This window comes from Rhodococcus coprophilus NBRC 100603 (assembly GCF_001895045.1).
GTDB classification, from domain to species: domain Bacteria; phylum Actinomycetota; class Actinomycetes; order Mycobacteriales; family Mycobacteriaceae; genus Rhodococcus; species Rhodococcus coprophilus.
In genome coordinates this window covers 378,821-399,090 of the sequence record NZ_BDAM01000007.1, presented here as the reverse complement: position 1 = coordinate 399,090, position 20,270 = coordinate 378,821, and the positions used below count along the sequence as shown (strand labels likewise).

The window sequence follows — 20,270 nt, the reverse complement described above, 5'->3', positions numbered from 1 at the left end:
TCGGAAGAACGCGCCACGCCGGAATGCTCGAGCAGTGTTGCAGCGGGCTCCTGATGCCTCTCGCCTAGCATCGAGCCTTGTGCCAGTCGAAACCCGAGCGCCCGAAAACAGATCTTCGCCCGATCCGACGTCGGGAATCCGCACGGCGCGAGTAGTCGCCATCGTGACGGGTCTGCTCGCTTTCGTGCTGGCAGTGAGCCTCCCGTTCCTCCCGGTCCGGCAGGAGACGACGAGCCTCGAGTGGCCGCAGAACGACTCGCTCGAGAACATCGAGGCGCCGCTCGTCTCGTACACGCCGCTTTCGCTGCGGGTGAGCGTTCCGTGTTCCGCGGCGGGTCTCCTCGGACCGGAGGGTGGCACCCTCATGTCCACCGTCCCCCCGAACGCGCCCGACGCGACCGACACCGCGCTCGTCATCAGGGCCGTCCCGGGCACGGACGGTAACCCCGGCGCGATCGAGGCCGTGTTGCGGAACCAAGTGCTGGTATCGACTCCTCTCGACGCGGCGTGCACTGCGGTCACTGTCGCGTCGAACTCGGAATTGACCGCCGCGTCGATCGTCGGCGCGGACCCGGCCGTGACCGTGGAAGTGACGGGCGATCTCCGCCCGCAGATGGTCGGCGTGTTCAGCGACCTGAACGGATCGTCCGAGGCCCTCACCTCGGGTGAGGCCGCTGAGCGGTTGTCGTTACGCGCCGAGATCGACACTCGATTCACATCGACACCCACGCTGCTCAAACTCGCCGCGATGATCCTGTGTGCCCTGTCGACGGTGGTGTCGCTGGTCGCGTTGCACCGCCTCGACAGCGTCGATCGGCGGCGCGCCCGCCGGTTCTTCCCGGCGCACTGGTGGCGATTCACCGTCGCCGACGGCGTAGTCGTGGGAACGCTGCTGGTGTGGCACGTCATCGGCGCCAACACCTCGGACGACGGCTACATCCTCAACATGGCCCGCGTGTCGGGCGACGCCGGGTACATGGCCAACTACTTCCGGTGGTTCGGTGTCCCCGAGGCACCCTTCGGGTGGTTCTACGACGTACTCGTCCTCTTCTCGCAGGTGTCGACGGCCAGTGTGTGGATGCGCCTGCCCACCCTCGTCGCGGCGATCCTGTGCTGGATGGTCATCAGCCGTGAGGTCATCCCGCGACTGGGCAATGCCGTCCGGCACAGCAAGGTTGCGTTGTGGACGGCGGGACTGGTGTTCCTCGCGTTCTGGCTCCCCTACAACAACGGCCTGCGTCCAGAACCGATCATCGCGGTCGGCGCGCTGCTGACGTGGTGCTCCATCGAACGCGCCGTTGCGACCGGCCGCATGCTTCCCGCCGCGATCGCCGTTCTCATCGCGGCCTTCTCCCTCGCGGCCGGGCCCACCGGGGTCATCTGCGTCGCCGCGCTCATCGCCGGCGCCCGTCCCCTCGTGAAAGCACTGGCGTCACGACGCCACCTCGTGGGGTGGGCACCGCTCGCACCGATCCTCGCGTCGGGCACGGTGGTTCTCATCGCGGTGTTCGCCGATCAGACTCTCGCGTCGGTGCTCGAGGCGACCCGGGTGCGGTCCGCGGTCGGTCCGAACGTGCCGTGGTTCGACGAACGGCTGCGCTGGGACGCTCTGCTGACCGTGTCGCCGGACGGTTCGGTCGCCCGCCGGTTCGGTGTCTTCGTGATGCTGCTGTGCCTGGTCGTGTGCGTCATGCTGATTCTCCGCAAGGGCCGCATCCCAGGTACCGCCATCGGTCCCTCGCGCCGCATCCTCGGCATCGTCTTCGCGTCGCTGCTGCTCATGATGCTCACGCCCACCAAGTGGACCCACCACTTCGGCGTCTACGCCGGACTCGCCGGGTCGATCGCCGCGCTGGCGGCCGTCGGGGTCGGCGCCGTCGGTATCCGTTCGCCGCGCAACCGTGCTCTGTTCACCGCGGGAGTGCTGTTCGTGCTCGCGATGGCGTTCACCGGCCCGAACGGCTGGTGGTACGTCTCGAGCTTCGGAGTTCCCTGGTGGGACAAACCGCCGTCGATCTCCGGGTACGCCTTCTCGACCGCGTTGCTGGGCCTGACCGTGGTCGCACTGCTCGTGGCCGCGTGGTTCCACCTGCGCGAACCGTTCGTCCCGCCCCGGCCCGAGCGCAACGGCCGGATGAAGGCACTCGCGTCGGCGCCGCTCACTCTTGTGGCAGCCGCCGTGGTGCTGTTCGAGATCATGTCGTTGCTCAAGGGAGCGGTCGCGCAGTACCCGGCGTATTCGATCGCGAAGTCCAACACCGCTGCTCTCCGCGGCGACAGCTGTGGCCTGGCAAACGAGGTCCTCGTCGAAACCGATCCGAACGCGACGATGCTTTCGCCGCTCGAGGGTTCGGTCGCCGATGCGCTCGGCGGCGGAACGTCGACGGGGTTCACACCCGACGGCGTCGCGTTCGACCTCACCGCCGACGCCGAGACGTCCACGACGGGTGGAGCGAACACCGTCGACTCCGAGGAGGGCGGCACCACCACCTCGACGGGGGCGGGCACCGGCGGTGGCCGGAGCGGCAACGAAGGGGTCAACGGCAGTACCGTGCGCCTTCCGTTCGGACTCGACCCGGCCACCACCCCGATTCTGGGCAGTTACCGGACCGGCGTGCAGCAGGCCGCCGAACTCGAGTCCGGCTGGTACGCGCTTCCCGAACGCACCGGCGACACCCCGCTGCTCGTCGTCACCGCCGCGGGCCGCGTGCACTACGTAGACCCGGACGGCGTGATCACCCCTGGACAGGATGTCCAGCTCGAGTTCGGTGTCACGTCGGGCAGTGAGGTGGCGCCGGTGGGCCGGATCTCCCCCATCGACATCGGCCCCTCGCCGTCCTGGCGAAACCTGCGGGTGCCCATGGACGCGGTCCCCGCCGACGCGGATGCCGTCCGCATCGTCATCGACGACGGCAACCTGGCGCCGGACCAGTGGGTCGCCGTCACGCCTCCTCGTCTGCCGCGGCTCGAGACACTGAACGAGGTCGTCGGGTCGCAGGCCCCGGTACTGCTCGACTGGTCGGTGGGCCTAGCCTTCCCCTGCCAGCGTCCGTTCGGTCATCGCAACGGCATCGCCGAGGTCCCCGAGTTCCGTATCCTGCCCGACCGGGTGGGCGCGGATGCGACGAACGGCTGGCAGGACGACATCGGTGGTGGCCCTCTCGGCTGGATACCGCTGCTGCTGACCGCCGAGACCGTGCCGACCTATCTGAACCACGACTGGGACCGCGACTGGGGTTCGCTCGAGCGGTATCGGCCGATCGCTCCCGCGACCGGTGCGACCGTCGAAACCGCCGAGGTCACGCGGTCCGGGTTGTGGAGTCCGGGGCGCGTCCGTGACGGGGTGCCTGTCCTGCTGGAATGAGGGCGTGTGCCGTCACACGTCGGCTGCCGATACCATCGGAACCCGTGCCCGACGACGTGACGACCGCCCCCGCTCCCAGCGCGACCCCGCTTCGGTCCGTCGGCGAGGATCTTCGTTCGCAGTACCGGACCGCGCGACTCGTCGCCGCTGTCGCCGGACTACTCGGTATCGTCCTCGCCGTAGCGACGCCGTTCCTGCCGGTGCGCGTCACCGAAGCGACGGCCACCTGGCCGCAGAACGGCTCTGTCACCGATATCGAACTGCCGCTGATGTCGCAGGTCCCGCTCCGGCTCGAGGCGACGATCCCGTGTGCGGCCGTCGGTGAACTCCCCGACTCGGGCGGCATGTTGCTGGCCACCGCACCCGCGAACGGGCAGGATGCCGCGCTCAACGCGATGTTCGTGCGGGTCGGTGAAGAGAACGTCGACGTACTCGACCGCAACGTCGTGGTCGCGACGGCACCGCGTGCCGACGTCGAGTCCAGTGCGTGCACCGAACTCCGCATCTACTCGGACGCCGACCGCACCACCGCCGAATTCGTCGGACTCTCCGACGAGAACGGCCTCCCGCGCGCCGGCGAACTCGGCGGCGACCTCCGGCCGCTCGTCGTGGGCGTATTCAGCGACCTGACCACCGCGGTGCCGGGGCTCGAGGTGAACGTGGACGTGGACTCGCGCTTCACGTCGTCACCCACCCTCGTCAAGTCGCTCGCGATGATCCTCGCGGTTCTGTCCACGGCGCTCGCACTCGCCGCACTGGCGAAGCTGGACGGCACCGACGGGCGCGGGCACCGACGCTTCCTGCCCGCCCGCTGGTGGAAGTTCAGCGGCGTCGACATCGTCGTGATCGTCACCCTCGTCGGCTGGCATTTCTTCGGCGCGAACACCTCCGACGACGGCTACCTCCTGACGATGGCCCGGGCGTCGGAGCACTCCGGATACATGGCCAACTACTTCCGGTGGTTCGGCGTCCCCGAAGCTCCGTTCGGCTGGTACTACGACGTCCTGGCCGCGTTCGCCAAGATCTCCACCGCGAGCCCGTGGATGCGACTGCCCGCGCTGCTCGCCGGCATCGTGTGCTGGATGGTCATCAGCCGCGAGGTGGTGCCCCGCCTCGGACGCGCGGTCCGCGAGAACCGGATCGCGCTGTGGACAGGCGGCCTGGTGTTCCTCGCGTTCTGGCTCCCCTACAACAACGGCCTGCGCCCCGAGCCGATCGTTGCCGTCGGCGCACTGCTCACGTGGTGCTCGATCGAGCGTGCGATCGCCACCGGCCGGTTGCTACCCGCGGCGACGGCCGTGATCATCGGCGCGTTCACCTTGGCGGCCGCGCCGACCGGACTGATGTGTATCGCCGCGCTGATCGCCGGTCTCCGGCCCATGACGCGCATCGTCGTCCGCCGCCACCGCGAAGTCGGCACGCTGCCACTGCTCGCTCCCATCGGCGCGGCGGGAGTACTGGTCCTGGTCGTGGTGTTCTCGGACCAGACCCTCGCAGCGGTCCTCGAGGCCACCCGCGTGCGCACCATCATCGGACCGAACGAAGAGTGGTGGAACGACTTCCTCCGCTACTACTACCTGATGGTGCAGACCGTCGACGGTTCGCTTGCCCGCCGCTTCGCGTTCCTCGTGATGCTGCTGTGCCTGTTCACGACGTTGCTTGTGCTGCTGCGCCGACGGAAGATCCCCGGCGTCGCGATGAGCCCGTCGTGGCGTCTGCTGGGCATCGTCTTCGGAACCGTGTTCTTCATGATGTTCAACCCCACGAAGTGGACGCACCACTTCGGGGCGTACGCAGGCATCGCCGGCTCGCTCGCCGCGCTGACGGCCGTGCTCGTCTCCGCGAGCGCCCTACGCTCGCGACGGAACCGCACGATCTTCCTCGCGGGTCTGCTCTTCGTTCTCGCGGTGTCGTTCGCCGGCATCAACGGCTGGTGGTACGTGTCGAGTTACGGCGTGCCGTGGTTCGACAAGACCGTCTCGTTCCAGGGCACACAGTCGAGTTCGGTGTTCCTGATCCTGTTCGGCGCGGCCCTCGTCCTCGTCGCGTGGCAGTACCTGCGCGAAGGTTATGCGGCACCGCCCGAGAAACCGACGACGCGCAAGGGCCGCCGTATCCGGATGTTCGCGGCCGCGCCGCTGACCGTCGTCGCCGCGGTGATGGTGCTGTTCGAGGTGCTTTCGCTGCTCAAGGGCGCGGTGGCCCAGTACCCGGCCTACTCGCTCGCACGCTCCAACATCGGTGCGCTCACCGGCGACACCTGCGGCCTCGCCGGCGACGTGCTCGTCGAGATGGATCCGAATCAGGGTCGGCTAGAACCGATCTCGGACCCCGCCGCCCCGCCCGCCGGTGGCGATCCGCTCGCCGGGTCCTCGCCGCGCGGTTTCAGCCCCGACGGCGTGCCGTCCGACCTGACCGCCGACTATGTCGAGGTCAAGCCCGGACAGGGCAACACCGACAACCAGAGCGTCGGCCCGACGTTCGAAACCGGTTCCGGCGGCGGCACCACCGGCGGACGGGGCGCGCAGACCGTCAACGGCAGCACCGTGCGCCTGCCGTTCGGACTCGATCCGGCCGTCACCCCGGTGCTCGGCAGCTACCAGCAGGGCATCCAGGAACCGGCGAGCCTGACCTCGAGCTGGTACCAGCTTCCCGAGCGCGCCGACGAATCGCCGCTGATCGTGCTCTCCGCTGCCGGTCGCGTCTGGTCGTACGACGACACCGGCGCGCTGAACTACGGACAGTCGCTGCTCGTCGAGTACGGCACGCGCCTGCCCGACGGAACAGTCGAGGCGAAGGGCACCTACCTGCCGCGTGACATCGGTCCGGCACCGTCGTGGCGGAACCTGCGCGTGCCGATCGCGGATCTGCCGGAGGACACCGACGCGGTGCGGGTCGTCGCAAACGATCCCAACCTCACCGGCGACCAGTGGCTCGCCTTCACGCCGCCGCGTGTGCCTGTGCTCGACACGCTCGACAACGTGATCGGATCCGAGCAACCCATCCTCCTGGACTGGGCTGTGGGCCTGCAGTTCCCGTGCCAGCGGCCGTTCGACCACTGGGCGGGTGTCGCCGAGATGCCGAACTACCGGATCCTTCCCGACCGGCCGCTCGCGGTGTCGTCGACGGATACCTGGCAGGCTGCGGACAACGGCGGACCGCTCGGATTCACCGAAGTCCTCGCCCGTCCCGAGCAGATCCCCACGTACCTGAACAACGACTGGGCACGTGACTGGGGTTCGCTGGAGCGGTACGTCCCGAGCTACCCCGACGCGGTCCCTGCGGACCTCACGACCACCGAGGCGAACCGTTCGGGGCTATGGAAGCCCGCCTCGATGCGCGTGTACGAGTAGCGTCCACCGGCCTCGCGGCGAAAGTCGCGGGGCCGTCCGGAACTGCGTTCCGTACACCTAGAATGCGGGAGTGAGCATCGAGAACTCCCAGGACGCGTCGACGCTGTCGCCCCGAGCGACCCAAGCGGTGAGGCGGAGCCTGACCCCGCGTCAGGAGGCCGCGAGTCGCGACGTGGATCGGTTGATCCGCGCCGGCCGCGAGCTGATCACGCAGGGTGCCCCTGCACGCGTGGCGGACATCGTCACCGCCGCAGGGTTGTCGAACGACGCGTTCTACCGCTACTTCCGCAGCAAGAGCGACTTCGTCGACGCGGTGGTCGAGGAGGGCAGCCAACGTCTCCTGAACTACCTGCGCCACAAGATGAGCGCGGCGCAGACCCCGGACGAAGCGCTCCGGGCGGGCATCGCAGCGGTCCTCAATCAGGCCGTGAATCCCGAGATCGGCGCCGCGACCCGCAATGTCGTCGCGGCGGGTGGCGGGCGGTCTCATGCTCCGAAGGTTCGCGAAGACCTCGAGTTCGCCCTCGCGGACGTCCTCGCCGGCCCGATCCGCGAACTCGGCTCGACCGATCCCGAACGGGACTCGCTCGCCACATCCATCCTGCTGCTCGCGTCCATGGAACACCTGCTCTGGCGCGACATCTCCACGTTCGATGCCGACGCCGAAGTCGAGCACATCGTCGGCTACGTGCGGCGCGGGCTCGCGACCTAGCGGGCAGACACGAATGCCGTAGCGGCTGCACGGAAAGTGCAGCAGCTACGGCATCGTCGTCACGAGATGCGCTCGATCAGAGCGGCAACAGGTGGTGCTTGCGCGGGTTCTTGAACACCGTCTTGTCCCGCAGCAGATTCAGCGCACGCCGGATCTCGAGCCGCGTCGAAGCCGGGTCGATGACCGCATCGATGTAACCGCGCTCGGCCGCGATGTACGGCGTCGCGACATGCTCGTTGTAGAAGTTGATGAGCTGCCGGCGGACGGCGGGAGCGTTGTCACCGGCCTCCGCGATCTGCTTGCGTCCGATGACGGCAACAGCCGACTCTGCGCCCATCACCGCGATGCGGGCCGTCGGCCACGCGAAGTTGATGTCGGCGCCGAGTTGCTTGGAACCCATCACCGCGTAACCGCCGCCGTACGACTTGCGCACCACGACAGTCACCTTCGGCACGGATGCTTCCACGTACGAGAACAGGAACCGGCCGCCTCGCTTGATGACGCCGATCTTCTCCTGCTCCACGCCGGGAAGGAAGCCCGGGGTGTCGACGACGAATACCAGCGGGATGCTGTAGGCGTCGCAGACCCGCACGAAATGCGCTGCTTTGTCGGCTGCGGCCGCATCGAGCGCACCCGACAGGAACAGAGGCTGGTTGGCGACGACGCCCACCGGACGGCCGTCGACGCGGGCATACCCGGTGATGATGTTCGCCGCCGTCTGCGAACGCACTTCGAAGAAATCGCCGTCGTCGAAGATCTTGAGCAGGATGTCGTGCATGTCGTAGCCGGAGTTGTCGGCGTCGGGCATGAACGAATCGAGTTCGAGGTCGTCGGGCGTGATCTCCGGTTCGAGACCGGGATTGACGACCGGCGGCTTCTCCTGCGCGTTCGACGGCATGTAGCTCAGGTACTGGCGCACCCAGTCGAACGCGGCCTTCTCGTCCGGCGCGACGTGGTGCACGTTGCCGTATTCGGCTTGCTTACGGGCACTTCCGAGTTCGTGGAGGCTGACGTCCTCACCGGTGACGGCTTTGATGACGTCCGGCCCGGTGACGAACATGTACGCCTCTTCGGTGGCGACCACGACGTCGGTGTTGATCGGCGCGTACACGGCACCGCCGGCGCACTTGCCGACGATCACCGAGATCTGCGGGCACAGGCCGGACAGCGGCTCGGTCCGCTTACCGATCTCGCCGTACCACGCGAGCGAGGTGACGGCGTCCTGCACGCGGGCACCGCCGGAATCGTTGATGCCCACGACGGGGCAGCCGATCTTCAGTGCGTAGTCGAGGACTGCGGAAACCTTGCGGCCGAACATCTCTCCGACGCTGCCGCCGAGAACGGTCTGGTCGTGCGAAAAGACGGCGACGGGACGTCCATCGACGGTGCCGTGCCCGACGACGACGGCGTCGCCGTAGAAGGCGTCCTCGCGTCCGGGCGTCTTCATCAGCGCGCCGATCTCGACGAAGCTTCCCTTGTCGAGGAGCATGTCGATGCGTTCACGCGCGCTCGGAATGCCCTTCTTCGCGCGCTTGGCGATTGCGATCTCGCCCGCGGGCTCCTGTGCGATCTCCAGTTTCTGGCGCAGCTCGGCCAGCTTTTCTGCCGTGGTGGTGGTCACTACTCGTTCAGCTCCTCGAGGCCTCGATGGCGGCCAGCTTACGGGTCAGGTCTGCTCCCACCTTGGCGATGTACGGCTCGTCGACAATCTGCAGGTGATCGCCACCGACAGACACGATCTCCAAGTTCGCGACGACGTCTCCCCAGCCACCGTCGGGCTGCCGGGTGCCGAACGCCGGCTCGAGATCGATGGCGTCGTCGTGGTAGCGGTCGGCCATGTAGAGAACGACATCGCCGTCGTAGGTGTCCAGCTCAGCTGTCTGGATCGCACGGTTGTCGAGCCACGAGGTGCGCTGGTGTTCGATGATGCCCCCGGGGATCTCGACACCGCTCATCTCGAGCAGGCCCATGAGGATACCGATCTGTTCCTCGTCGCTCTCGGCCTCCGCCAGAAGGTCGAACGGCAGCGGTGCGTCGATGCCGTAGGTCTTCTTCGCGAACCGCGCGTAGCGCTGCCAGCGTTTTCTGATTTCGTCGGGCGTGTTCTCGACCTTCTCGCCCGCCATGACGGTGTCGATCAGTCCGACGACACGCACGTCCTTGCCACGCTCGCGGAGCAGTCGCGCCACCGCGTAGGCGAGAACGCCGCCGAGCGACCAGCCGTACAGCACGTACGGGCCGTCACCCTGGATCTCCTCGATGAGCGGCAGATAGACCTTGGCGCGTTCCTCGATCGGTCCCTCGGTGCGCTCGAATCCGTACATCGGCGTGTCGGCGGGAAGCCGCTTGAGCAGCGGTTCGTACGCCACGGTCGAGCCACCTGCGGGGTGGAACACGAAGACCGGCACCGCAGCCGAACCTTCGGGGCGCGGCCGCAGCGCACGCACGAGTCCGTCGATGCGGTCGGAAGATTCGAGATATCCGCGCACGACGTCCGCGAGTTTCTCGATGGTCGCGGCGCCACGGACGTCCTCGACGGTGATGGCGCCGCCGGAACGCTCCGTCAGACGGGCGGCCAGCTTCTCGGCCTTCTCGTCGTCGAGCACGGGAAGCGTGTTGAAGATGCTCTTCGCGGACCGGCCGGTGACGACCGCCCACGACGCGAACGTCAATCGTTCCGCGGCGTCACGCGGAGGTACGTCGACGCCACCGTCGTCCGTCGTCTCCACCGTCGCCGTGTCGGCTGCGGCGGTGGGCGCGGTCTCCGGCTCGGCAGTCGCTGCGTCTGCCAGGATCTGCTCGGCTTCGGCGAGGACGGTCGTGTCCTCCACCGAGGGCTGCGCAGGCTCGCTGTCGGCTGCAGCGTCTTCCGTGGCCGCGTCTTCTGCGGCCTCGGCCGCACGCTCGGCAGCCTTGTCCGCCGCCTGCTGCTCGGCGAGAGCCGCGACCTCTTCGCGGTTCTCCACCGCGTACCGCAGATACTTCGCGACATCGCGCAGGCTGGCGTCCTTGACCGCCGAGATCTGCAGCTGAGGAATGTCGAACTCGTACTCCACGCGGTTCTTGATCCGAACCGCCATGAGCGAATCCAGGCCCAGCTCGATGAGCGGAATCTCCACCGGCAGGTCTTCCGGGGCGTATCCCATCGACTCCGCGACGATCAGCGCGAGCCGATCCTCGAGGGTCTGCGAGCCGGCCGGATCCCATTTGTCGCCGGCAGTGTCCGCGATCTCGGCGCTGTCCTCGTCCGGGCGGGCCGCTGCCACGGGCGCGGCGACCGGCGCGGACAAGACCTCACCGGAGGTGACGACACCCTCGTGGACGAGCGTGAACCCGTCGTCGCCGAGGGCGTGTACCTGGAGCGACGCGCCACCGGGATGACAGGTGAGCGTGGTGGTGACGGTGCCTGCTGCCGGAACCGGTGCGTGCGGCATCGACGCGGTGAGCGTCACGTCCGCGAGCACCTGCGAGGCTGCCGCCACGACCAGAGCGGCGGGGTCGGTGACGGCCGAAGCCTGGACCTCCCACACGTGCCGGCCGTCGGGAAGCGCGACGTGCGCACCGGGGACGCGGCTGTTGCCCGCCGAACCGATGCGGGCCTCGACCCAGTACGGCTTGCGCAGGAACGCGGTCCGCGGGATGTCGGCGTAACCGCCCGCCGGGAGCAGGCTCCCGAGGTCCACGGAGTGCCCGTGCACGTACAGCTGCGCGAGTGCGAGGAGTACGCCGAGCGACTCGTCTTCCTTGCGCTTGAGCGTCTGGATGAACTGGCCGTCCTGCACACCCGCATCGAACGCGGTGGACGCGACGGACATGAGCGTCGCGGGGTTCGCGTTCAGCTCGACGAAGGTGGTGTGCCCGTCGGACAGTGCCTGGCGCACCGCCTGCGTGAAGTACACGCTGTGGCGCATCCCCTTGGTCCAGTAGTCGACGCCGTGGATGCCCTCGTGCCCGGGCCGGTACAGCGTCTCCTGGTCGACCGAGGAGTACACGGCGACCTTCAGCTTGTGCGGCTCGATGCCGGCGAGCTCGGCGGCGAGCTCCCCGAGGATGGGGTCGACCTGCGAGGTGTGGCTCGCACCCTTGGTCTGGAGGACCCGGGCGAACTTCTCTTCGGCCTCGGCCCGGGCGACGATCGTGTTGACCTCGTCCTGCGGGCCACCGATGACCGTGTGCGTCGGCGCGGCGTACACGCACACCTCGAGGTGCGGGAAGTCCGAGAGCACCGCGGTGATCTCGTCGGCGCTGTATTCGACCAGCGCCATCAGCCGGATGTCGTCGCCCTCGAGCTGGCCTTCCGCTTCGCCCATTAGGCGCGAGCGGGCGCAGATGACGCGGACCGCGTCTTCGAGCGAAAGGCCACCCGAGATGTAGGCGCCGGCGGCCTCGCCCATCGAGTGCCCGACGATCGCGGCGGGCTCGGCGCCGTGGTGGCGCAGGACCGCAGCGAGGCCGATCTGGATGGTGAAGATGCCGACCTGGGCGGTCTCGACGTCGTAGTCCTGGCTGTCGTCGAGGAACTTCTCCGTCATGGAGTAACCCGACTCGTCGACGATCAGTTCGTCGACCTCGTCGACGGCGCGGGCGAAGACCGGGTTTTCGAGGTAGAGCTGCTTGGCCATCTTCCGGTGCTGGGCACCGAACCCGGACAGCACCCACACGGGCCCGGCAGAGGCCGGCGCGTCGGCGGTGAACACTCCCTGAGCCGGCTTGCCCGCAGCGACGGCGCGAAGACCGGCGATGGCTTCGGCGCGGTCGGCGGCGACCACCACTGCGCGGGAGCGACCATGGTTGCGACGCGCGAGCGTGCGCGCCACGTCGGCGAGCGGCGTCGTGCTGCCCTTCTCGGTCTCGAGCCAGTCCGCGAGGTCGGCTGCGGCGCGGCGGCGACGCGACGGCATCGGAGCGGACACCGCGAGCACGACCGGCAGTTCACGAGCCGGTTCGGAGGGGACCTCCGCTGCCTCGGGGACGGCGTCGGGAACGATCTCGACCTCGGCCTCGGCTGCTTCCTGCCCCTGGGGACCGGTGTATTCGCGCACGACGACATGCGCGTTGGTGCCACCGAATCCGAAACCGGAGATACCGGCGACGGCCCGGCCCGAGTAGCGGGGCCACTTCGCACCCTCGGGGATGACCTGAAGATGTGCCTTGTCGAACGGGATGTACGGGTTGGGCGCGGTGTAGTTGAGCGTGGGAGGAAGCTCGTTCTCCTGCATCGCGAGAACGACCTTGATCAGTCCCGCAGCACCGGCGGCCGACTCGAGGTGACCGAAGTTGGTCTTCGCCGAACCGAGCAGCACCGGCTTGTCGGCGTCGCGGCCGCGGCCGACGACCCGTCCGAGCGCGTCGGCTTCGATCGGATCACCGAGCACCGTGCCGGTGCCGTGTGCCTCGATGTAGTCGACACCCGACGGCAGGATCTGTGCATCCCGGTACGCCCGGCGCAGCACGTCGACCTGCGCCTCGGGGTTCGGGGCGGCAAGACCGTTGGAACGGCCGTCCTGGTTGACGGCGGTACCGGCGATGACGGCGAGGATGTCGTCACCGTCGCGCTCGGCGTCCTCGAGGCGCTTGAGCACGACGAGACCGCCGCCCTCGGCACGGATCATGCCGTCGGCGTCGGCCGAGAAAGCCTTGATGCGACCGTCGGGTGCCATCACGCCGAGTTCGTCGAAGCCGAGAGTTCCGGCCGGTGCGAGGAGCATGTTGACGCCACCGGCAAGTGCGACGTCGGCCTCACCGCCGCGCAGGGCACGGACCGCCTGATGCACCGCGACCAGCGACGACGAGCACGCAGTGTCGAGGGTGACCGAGGGGCCGTGGAAATCGTAGAAGTAGGAGACGCGGTTGGCGATGACCGCAGTCGACGTGCCCGTCAGCGCGTACGGGTGCGCAACGGAGGGGTCGACGGACGCGAGCAGCATGTAGTCGCTCGCGGAACTGCCGATGAAGACTCCGACCGAACCACCCTTGAGGTCACTCGGCGGAATGTGCGCGTGCTCGAGCGCCTCCCACGTCAGTTCGAGCGCGAGACGCTGCTGCGGGTCGACCATCTCGACCTCGCGCGGCGACATCGCGAAGAACTCGGCGTCGAAACCCTTGACGTCGTCGAGGTAACCACCGCGGGTGTTGGCCTTGCGGATCGAGTCACGCACGGCCGGATCGCCCTCGAACTCCGACCAGCGGCCCTCGGGCAGATCGCAGATGGCGTCGCGGCCGGAAGAGAGCAGGTCCCACATTTCGTCGGGGGTCCGGATGTTGCCCGGGAAACGCGTCGACAGACCCACGATCGCGATGTCCTTGGACATCCCGGTGGGCCGCACCGCATAGCTCGCGGCGTCGTCCACGTCCTCCGGTCGTTCCGGCTCCCCCTCGATGATGCGGGTGGCCAGCGACGCGATGGTCGGATGCTGGTACGCGATCGTCGCGTTCAGGGTGACGTCGAGGAGTTCCTCGATCTCACCGCTCAGGGCCACGGCGTCGCGGGACGACAGCCCGAACTCTTCGAGCGGACGGTCGTCCGTGATCTGCGAGACCGGCTGGCCGGTCGTGTCCGCGATCCAGTTCCGCAGCCAGTCGCGCAGTTCCGCAACGGTCATTTCCATGTCAGCCATCAACCCACCACGCTACCCGGGAACGAGAACATCACTTCACACGCTGTCGGGGAACGCCTGCTGCTGGTGTCCCCCACGCAGCGTTCCCTCGATGTAGGCGGCCTTGCAGGCACGCCGTGCGATCTTTCCGCTGGACGTACGGGGAATCGACCCCGCGGGAACGAGCAGTACGTCGCGGGCGGTCACGCCGTGGCGGGCCGAGATGGCGGCGCGCACCGCATCGGCGACCGGCTGCGGATCCACCTTGCCCGCACCGGGTGCGCGCTCGGCGACCACGACGAGCTGTTCGGACGAATCGTCGGCATCGAACTCCAGACCCGACGCCGAGTTCTCGAACACGACCTGCGGGAGCTGGTTGGCCGGAACTGCGAACGCTGCCACGAATCCGGGGCGCAGCGCGGGGCTGGCCTCCTGGGCCGAGTATTCGAGATCCTGAGGATAATGGTTGCGGCCGTCGACGATGACGAGGTCCTTGACGCGACCGGTGATGTAGAGCTCACCGTCGACGTACACGCCGTAGTCGCCTGTGCGGAGCCACATCGCGTCGTCGGGTGTGCCGTCGGCGTGGCTGCCCTCGGGAAGCCGCTGTGTGATCTTGTTGTGGAAGGTCTCGTCGGTTTCGGTCTTGCGACCCCAGTAACCGATGCCGATGTTGTCGCCGCGCAGCCAGATCTCGCCGACGTGCTCGTCGGGCACCTCTGCGCCGGTTTCGGCGTCGACGATCGCAGCCCACTGGCTGATCGACACGAACCCGCACGAGACCTGGGGGATCGCATTCGCGGTGTCCCGGTCGACGCGCACGATGCGTCCGGCGTTGAGTTCGTCGCGGTCGACGTAGATGACCTTCGCTTCGTCACTGTGCTTGGTGGACGAGACGAACAGGGTGGCCTCGGCCATCCCGTAGGACGGCTTGATCGCCGTCTTGGGCAGGCCGTAGGGCGCGAACGCCTCGTTGAACTTGCGCATCGACGACGTGGTCACCGGCTCGCTGCCGTTGATCAGACCGATCACGTTGCTCAGATCGAGGGTCTCGCCGTCCTTCGGCAGGCCGCGGGCGGCGGCGTGTTCGAAGGCGAAGTTGGGCGCGGCGGCGAACGTGCCGGCACCGTCGGAGACCGCTGCGAGTTCACGGATCCAGCGGCCGGGCCGCGCGACGAACGCCCGCGGGCTCATGATCGTGATGTATTTGCCGCCGATCGCGGGCAGGATCACCGTGAGCAGTCCCATGTCGTGGAACAGCGGCAGCCAGGTCACGCCTCGGGAGGTCTCGTTGAGCTCGATCGAGTCGGCCATCTGGATGACGTTGGTCAGCACCGAACGGTGGGTGATCTCGACACCGGCGGGAACACGGGTCGAACCGGACGTGTACTGCAGGTAGGCGATGTCGTCGGTGGAGACGTCGGGGCGGGTCCACGAGTCGGCCAGCGTGTCCGGGATGGCGTCGACGGCGATCACGCGGGGGCGCTGCGCGGCCGGAAGCGGGCGGAAGAACTGCCGGACACCTGCGGCCGACGAGGTGGCGGTGAGGATGGCGCTCGGGGTGCAGTCGCCGAGAACGGCGTGCAGGCGGTCGGTGTGGCCGGGCTCGTCCGGGTCGAACAGCGGTACGGCGATGACGCCGGCGTAGATCGCAGCGAAGAAGGACACCACGTAGTCGAGACCCTGCGGTGCGAGGATCGCAACGCGGTCACCCGGATCGGTGACCTGCTGCAACCGTGCGGCGATGGCCTTGAGTCGGACGCCGAACTGGTTCCACGTCAGTTCGTGGACCTCGCCGTCCCGTTCCCGTGAGTAGTCGATGTAGCGGTATGCCGTCTCGTCACCGTTGGAGGCCACGTGCTGCTCGAGGTGATCGAGCAGCGTGTTCCCCTCCGGCAACGTGATGCGGCCGTTTTCATCGATGAACTCTTCGAACCCGACGCTCAATTCCTTCTCCCTGTCGAAGCGATCCCACAACCACTCGACATGGTTGCGCCCCTAACTCGTCCTTGCGCTGCCAGATCATCGAACCGAACATCGACAACAGCGTCTGCGTGCGACCCACCGAACGTGTTCATCGGTCCGAGATCACGGATATGTTACAGATCGGCATCGCTCGCCCACCCCGCGAATACCGAAATCGACGCGACCAGTGCTTCCGCCTTGTCGGGGAAGTCACCAACATACGACATCGTCGGCCCACCGCGCACATTCGGCGGTCGGTGGACGCCATGTTCCCATGTCGCGTTCGGGCGCCGGTGCGATTCGCACACACGCGGCCTGCCCGCTGAGCCGAGGTTGCCGGTGCGGGAACGACCCGTCGCGGGGCGGGCTGCTGCCGCTCCGTCGCTGGCTCCCATCGAACCTCTTCTCATGTGGCGGTCGTCGATCACCGCGAACTCGGGCCGGCCGGGCGTGCCGGGCGGGATGAGTCTAGAGGCCGATGGGCGGGCGACCGAACCCGGTGGTGACGACCGACACTACCGGTGAGTAACTCTCGAGTCGTCTTACTCCTCGGCGGGGTGGGGTGCTTCCTCGATCAACTCGGTCGCCCACGACGTGATCCACTGCGTCGCGGTGGTGCCGTTCTCGTCGACCACATACGTGTTGTACTGCGCGTGGATCGGATTGTTGACGTACTCGAGAATCCGGGGAGCGGCAGTCGCCCAGTTGGACGGATTGAACGCATTCGGCGGAGCATCGCAGATGCTGTCTGTCGGCGCGCAGATCTGGATCGTGCGGTCGTCGAGCGAACCGAACCCGCCTGCTCGTGCGCCCGTCATCGTGATGCCCGGCAGCCGCAGTCCGTCGAGCGACAATTCCGCGCCCACTCCTGCGACGGGCTGTCCGATGTCCGTTCCCGACGCACCGTCGCGACGGCCGTCAGCGATCAACGCGACCCCCAGAACGCGATCGGCGGGAACTGGGCCGTTGCCTGCACCGATCTGCGAAGCGATATCACCCACGATGACCGCGCCCTGCGAAAAGCCTGTGAGCACATAGTTCGTCAGCGGGCATTCGGCGAAGCGCTGCGCCAGGATCTCCGTGGTCGCAGCCGTGCCGGCACCGCGACTGTTGTTGTAGGACTGCTGACCGTCCGGCGGGATGGCGATCGGGTTCGAGAACTGGGCGACGTACGGGACGGTGTAGACGTCCGCGCGCTGGGGATCGAACTGTTCCTGGAGCGGACGCGTCACGTTCAGCATCAGCGACATCGGATTGGCGGCCGGATTGTAGGGATCGTCGCCGATGGCGGATTCCCACGTTCCCGGCACAGCCACGACCTGCACATCCGGGCACGAGGCCGGTTGCGACTGCGTCTCGTCGGTACCCGGAGGCGTGGGAGTCGGACCGGGCAGGTCCAGGCGCCCGGCAAGCAGGTACCAGAGCACCAGCACGACGGCCAGGAGGAGCAGTGCCCCCAGGACCACGATTCTGCGTCCACTACGACGCTGCTTCGTCCTGACCATCGTGCCGACCCTTCCTAGCTGCAGTACGTGTCGCCCGCGACGGCGATGTAGGTGTCCGCCGTTGCCGCGGCCTGCTCCTCGGTGATGTCCCCGCCGGAGGTTACCGACTCGCTGCCGACCAGCGCAGTGACGAAGGTCTTGACCTCGGACGGGGATCCGCCCTGCGTCTGGGCGCTGCAGATGTAGTCGGCGATGCTGATCGCCCCGGCATCGTCGGAGGGCTCGACGCCCTCGGCGCGCAGCGCGGCGAGGAATTCCTCGCCCTTCGCGTTCGGAGCGGCCGCTCCGCCACCGGGGGCAGGTTCTGCGGCGGCCGGAGGCGCGGACTGCTCACCGTCGGCTGCGCTGGAGCTTGCCGTGGTCTCGTCCGAGGTGGTCGCATCCGTGTCGTCGGCCGCGGACGTCGTGCTGGTGGACGTCGTCACGCTCGTCGTCGTGGCCGGTGTGCTCGTTGCGGTGGAGTCGTCGCTTCCGCAGGCGGACAGAACTGCGGTGGCGGCCATTGCCGCGGCGAGTGCGCCGAAGACGCGGGTGGAGCGCGAGCGGGTCCGTGCAGGCATGGGGTGGTGTCCTCACATCCGGTATCGAGCAGAACTGGAACAGGGTGCGACCCAGGCTACATAGCGCACGCGCGGCCGTACGGAGCGCCTGGCCCCGCCGGCCGCGCGTGCGGCAGCAGTCTGCGATTCGCTACGGGGTCAGCGTGACCTCGCCGCCGTCGACGGTGACGAAACCGTTCTGGAAATTCTGCTGGATGCCACGTCCGCTCTCGGCCGGGAACTCCTCGCCGACCGGGTACCCGAACCGGCCGTTCTCGGCGCCCTCCGCGTCCCACGCCTCGAGCACCTTGCCTCGCACCGGCCAGGCGCCGGTGGGCTCGCTCCAGTAGATGCGCCCGTTCTGGAAGTTGCCGACACGGCCGTTGTCCTTGGCGACCTGTTCGCTCGAGGTCGGGTAACCGAGCACTCCACCCTCGTAACCGAGGCGGCTGTACCGGTCCATGATCATGCCCAGCACCGCGTGTGCGCCGGTCTGCTCCGACCAGTACATCGCACCGATCTCGAAGCCCTGCACGACACCTCGGCCGTCGGGGGTTCTCGCCTCGTCGAGCACGGGGTACCCGAGGGGACCGCTCTCCCAGCCCTGCCGCTTCCACTCCTCGAAAATGGCGCCGCGCACCGGGTGCGCACCGTGTTCGGGGGTCCAGTAGATCGCACCGTTGCGGAAGTGGTTGAACCGGCTGCGGCCGTCCGCGGTGCCGCGTTCCTCGGTGGTCGGGTAACCGAGCACCCCCGCCGGTCCGCCGTTGCCCTGGTAGACGCCGCCGATCGCGCCCGCGACCGGGACGGTCACTCCGTCGGACGAGAAGACGCGCCCGAACCTGAAGTCCTGCACGGTGCCACCGGCGACCGGGTATTCCGCGGTGAGGCAGTCGCCCAGCCACGGGCCGGCACCGGCAACGTCTGCGATGGCTCCGGCGGGCGCACATGCCGGCTTCTCCACCTCGACACCGAGTGTGTTCGCAAGCTGCGGCCACAACTGGTGCAGCTCGAACTCCCAGTACTTCCACGTATGAGTGCCCGACGGCCGGTACACGATCTGCGCCGGGATGCCGATCTTCTTCAGCTTGGTCGCGAACGACTGGGACGTCAGGCGCGACAAGATCTCGAGGCCCATGCCTGCGTAATTGGTGCTGACGCCGGGAACGCTCGACGGGTCGTCGTACGGACCGGCACTACCGCTTCCGCTCGACACGTACAGGCTCACGCCTCGCAGTTTGTCGGCGAGAAGATACGGATCGTGGGCTTTCCAGCCCTCGCCGCCGGGCTCACCCCACATCGCCTCGGAGTCGAATCCGCCCGCGTCCTGCATCGCATAGTGGATCGCCTCGGGCATGCCGAGCGTCGTGGTGGTGAGAATGCCCGAGAGCGACGCCGCGAACTGCGCGAATCCGGGATTGCGCGCCGGCAGGAACATCGCCGCCGTTCCACCCATGGACAGGCCCACGACACCGCGCTTGTCGGTGCTACGCCAGTCCTTCTCGAGAATCGGCGGGAGTTCCTTGGTCAGGAACGTCTCCCACTTGTAGTTCTGGCCGTTGTTCTGGTCCACCCAGTCGGAGTAGAAACTGGACTGCCCACCGACCGGAAGGACGACGTTGACGTTCTTGTCGGCGAAGAAAGCCTCGGCATCGGTCTCGAGGGTCCAGCCGCTCTGATCGTCGCGGGCGCGCATGCCGTCGAGCATGAAGACCGAGGGGAATCGCTTCTCGGGCGCGATGTTCCAGTCGCGGGCGAGGAGCATCTGCACCTGGATGGGCGTACCCATCGACGGGGAGTCGATCCAGAGCGCGACACGGCGATCCGTGAGCCAGTCCACCGCGCGCACCGTCGCACCGGATGCGTTCTGGCCGACGGGGTCGGCTTGTGCCGCGAGCGGTTCCGCGGATGCGACCGAGACGGTGGTGGCCCCGGCGGCCAGCGGTGCCACGAGCGCGGCGGCGAGCAAACCGAGTGCGCGCCGCTTCGCGAATCCCACGGATCGTCTTCCGCCACTTTCGGGACGCGCGCTGCCGCCCGATCTTCTCCGGTGACCGCCAAGCTCGGTTCGCATCTGCATCGCTCGCTTCCTGCGTTGCCGGGGCGCCCGCGCGGGCGCTCGCTGTGCCGGATGACCCCCGTCCCGAATCTTGTTTGTACACGTAAACGAGTTGATCGCGGGGGTGCCGCGCTGTGACTGATGAGAAGATTGTGGCAGAAAGCGCAGCGCCGCCCA

9 protein-coding genes are annotated in these 20,270 nt (G+C 67.9%); 3 read left to right on the top strand and 6 right to left on the bottom strand.

What is annotated here, in order from left to right:
* Positions 1–79: 79 nt before the first annotated feature.
* The 3 genes from RDCOP1_RS13730 (at position 80) to RDCOP1_RS13720 (ending at position 7,429) form a co-directional block, all read left to right on the top strand.
* Positions 80–3,364, top strand: coding sequence for an arabinosyltransferase domain-containing protein (locus tag RDCOP1_RS13730; protein WP_072701361.1), 3,285 nt, complete (start codon positions 80–82; stop codon positions 3,362–3,364).
* A 44-nt stretch (positions 3,365–3,408) separates the two neighbouring features.
* The gene (locus tag RDCOP1_RS13725) at positions 3,409–6,717 is read left to right on the top strand and encodes an arabinosyltransferase domain-containing protein (protein ID WP_072701359.1); all 3,309 of its coding nucleotides are present in this window, start codon (positions 3,409–3,411) and stop codon (positions 6,715–6,717) included.
* A gap of 70 nt (positions 6,718–6,787) precedes the next feature.
* Positions 6,788–7,429 carry a TetR/AcrR family transcriptional regulator gene (locus RDCOP1_RS13720; protein ID WP_072701357.1) on the top strand — a complete coding sequence of 214 codons (642 nt, stop codon included), beginning with the start codon at positions 6,788–6,790 and terminating at the stop codon, positions 7,427–7,429.
* 76 nt (positions 7,430–7,505) lie between these two features.
* On the opposite strand, the gene RDCOP1_RS13715 is transcribed toward RDCOP1_RS13720, so the two are convergent.
* From RDCOP1_RS13715 to RDCOP1_RS13690, 6 genes are all read right to left on the bottom strand, one after another.
* Positions 7,506–9,050, bottom strand: coding sequence for an acyl-CoA carboxylase subunit beta (locus tag RDCOP1_RS13715; RefSeq protein ID WP_072701355.1), 1,545 nt, complete (start codon positions 9,048–9,050; stop codon positions 7,506–7,508).
* A gap of 7 nt (positions 9,051–9,057) precedes the next feature.
* Positions 9,058–14,031 carry a polyketide synthase Pks13 gene (gene pks13 / locus RDCOP1_RS13710; RefSeq protein ID WP_072701524.1) on the bottom strand — a complete coding sequence of 1,658 codons (4,974 nt, stop codon included), beginning with the start codon at positions 14,029–14,031 and terminating at the stop codon, positions 9,058–9,060.
* A 51-nt stretch (positions 14,032–14,082) separates the two neighbouring features.
* Complete coding sequence (gene fadD32, locus RDCOP1_RS13705) at positions 14,083–15,972, bottom strand: long-chain-fatty-acid--AMP ligase FadD32 (RefSeq protein ID WP_072701353.1); 1,890 nt, start codon at positions 15,970–15,972, stop codon at positions 14,083–14,085.
* 560 nt (positions 15,973–16,532) lie between these two features.
* Positions 16,533–17,495 (bottom strand): cutinase family protein, encoded by a 963-nt coding sequence (locus RDCOP1_RS13700; protein ID WP_072701351.1) that lies wholly within the window; start codon positions 17,493–17,495, stop codon positions 16,533–16,535.
* Between the two features lie 14 nt (positions 17,496–17,509).
* Complete coding sequence (locus tag RDCOP1_RS13695; RefSeq protein WP_072701349.1) at positions 17,510–18,055, bottom strand: DUF732 domain-containing protein; 546 nt, start codon at positions 18,053–18,055, stop codon at positions 17,510–17,512.
* A gap of 130 nt (positions 18,056–18,185) precedes the next feature.
* Positions 18,186–20,114, bottom strand: coding sequence for an alpha/beta hydrolase-fold protein (locus RDCOP1_RS13690; RefSeq protein WP_072701347.1), 1,929 nt, complete (start codon positions 20,112–20,114; stop codon positions 18,186–18,188).
* Positions 20,115–20,270: the final 156 nt, after the last annotated feature.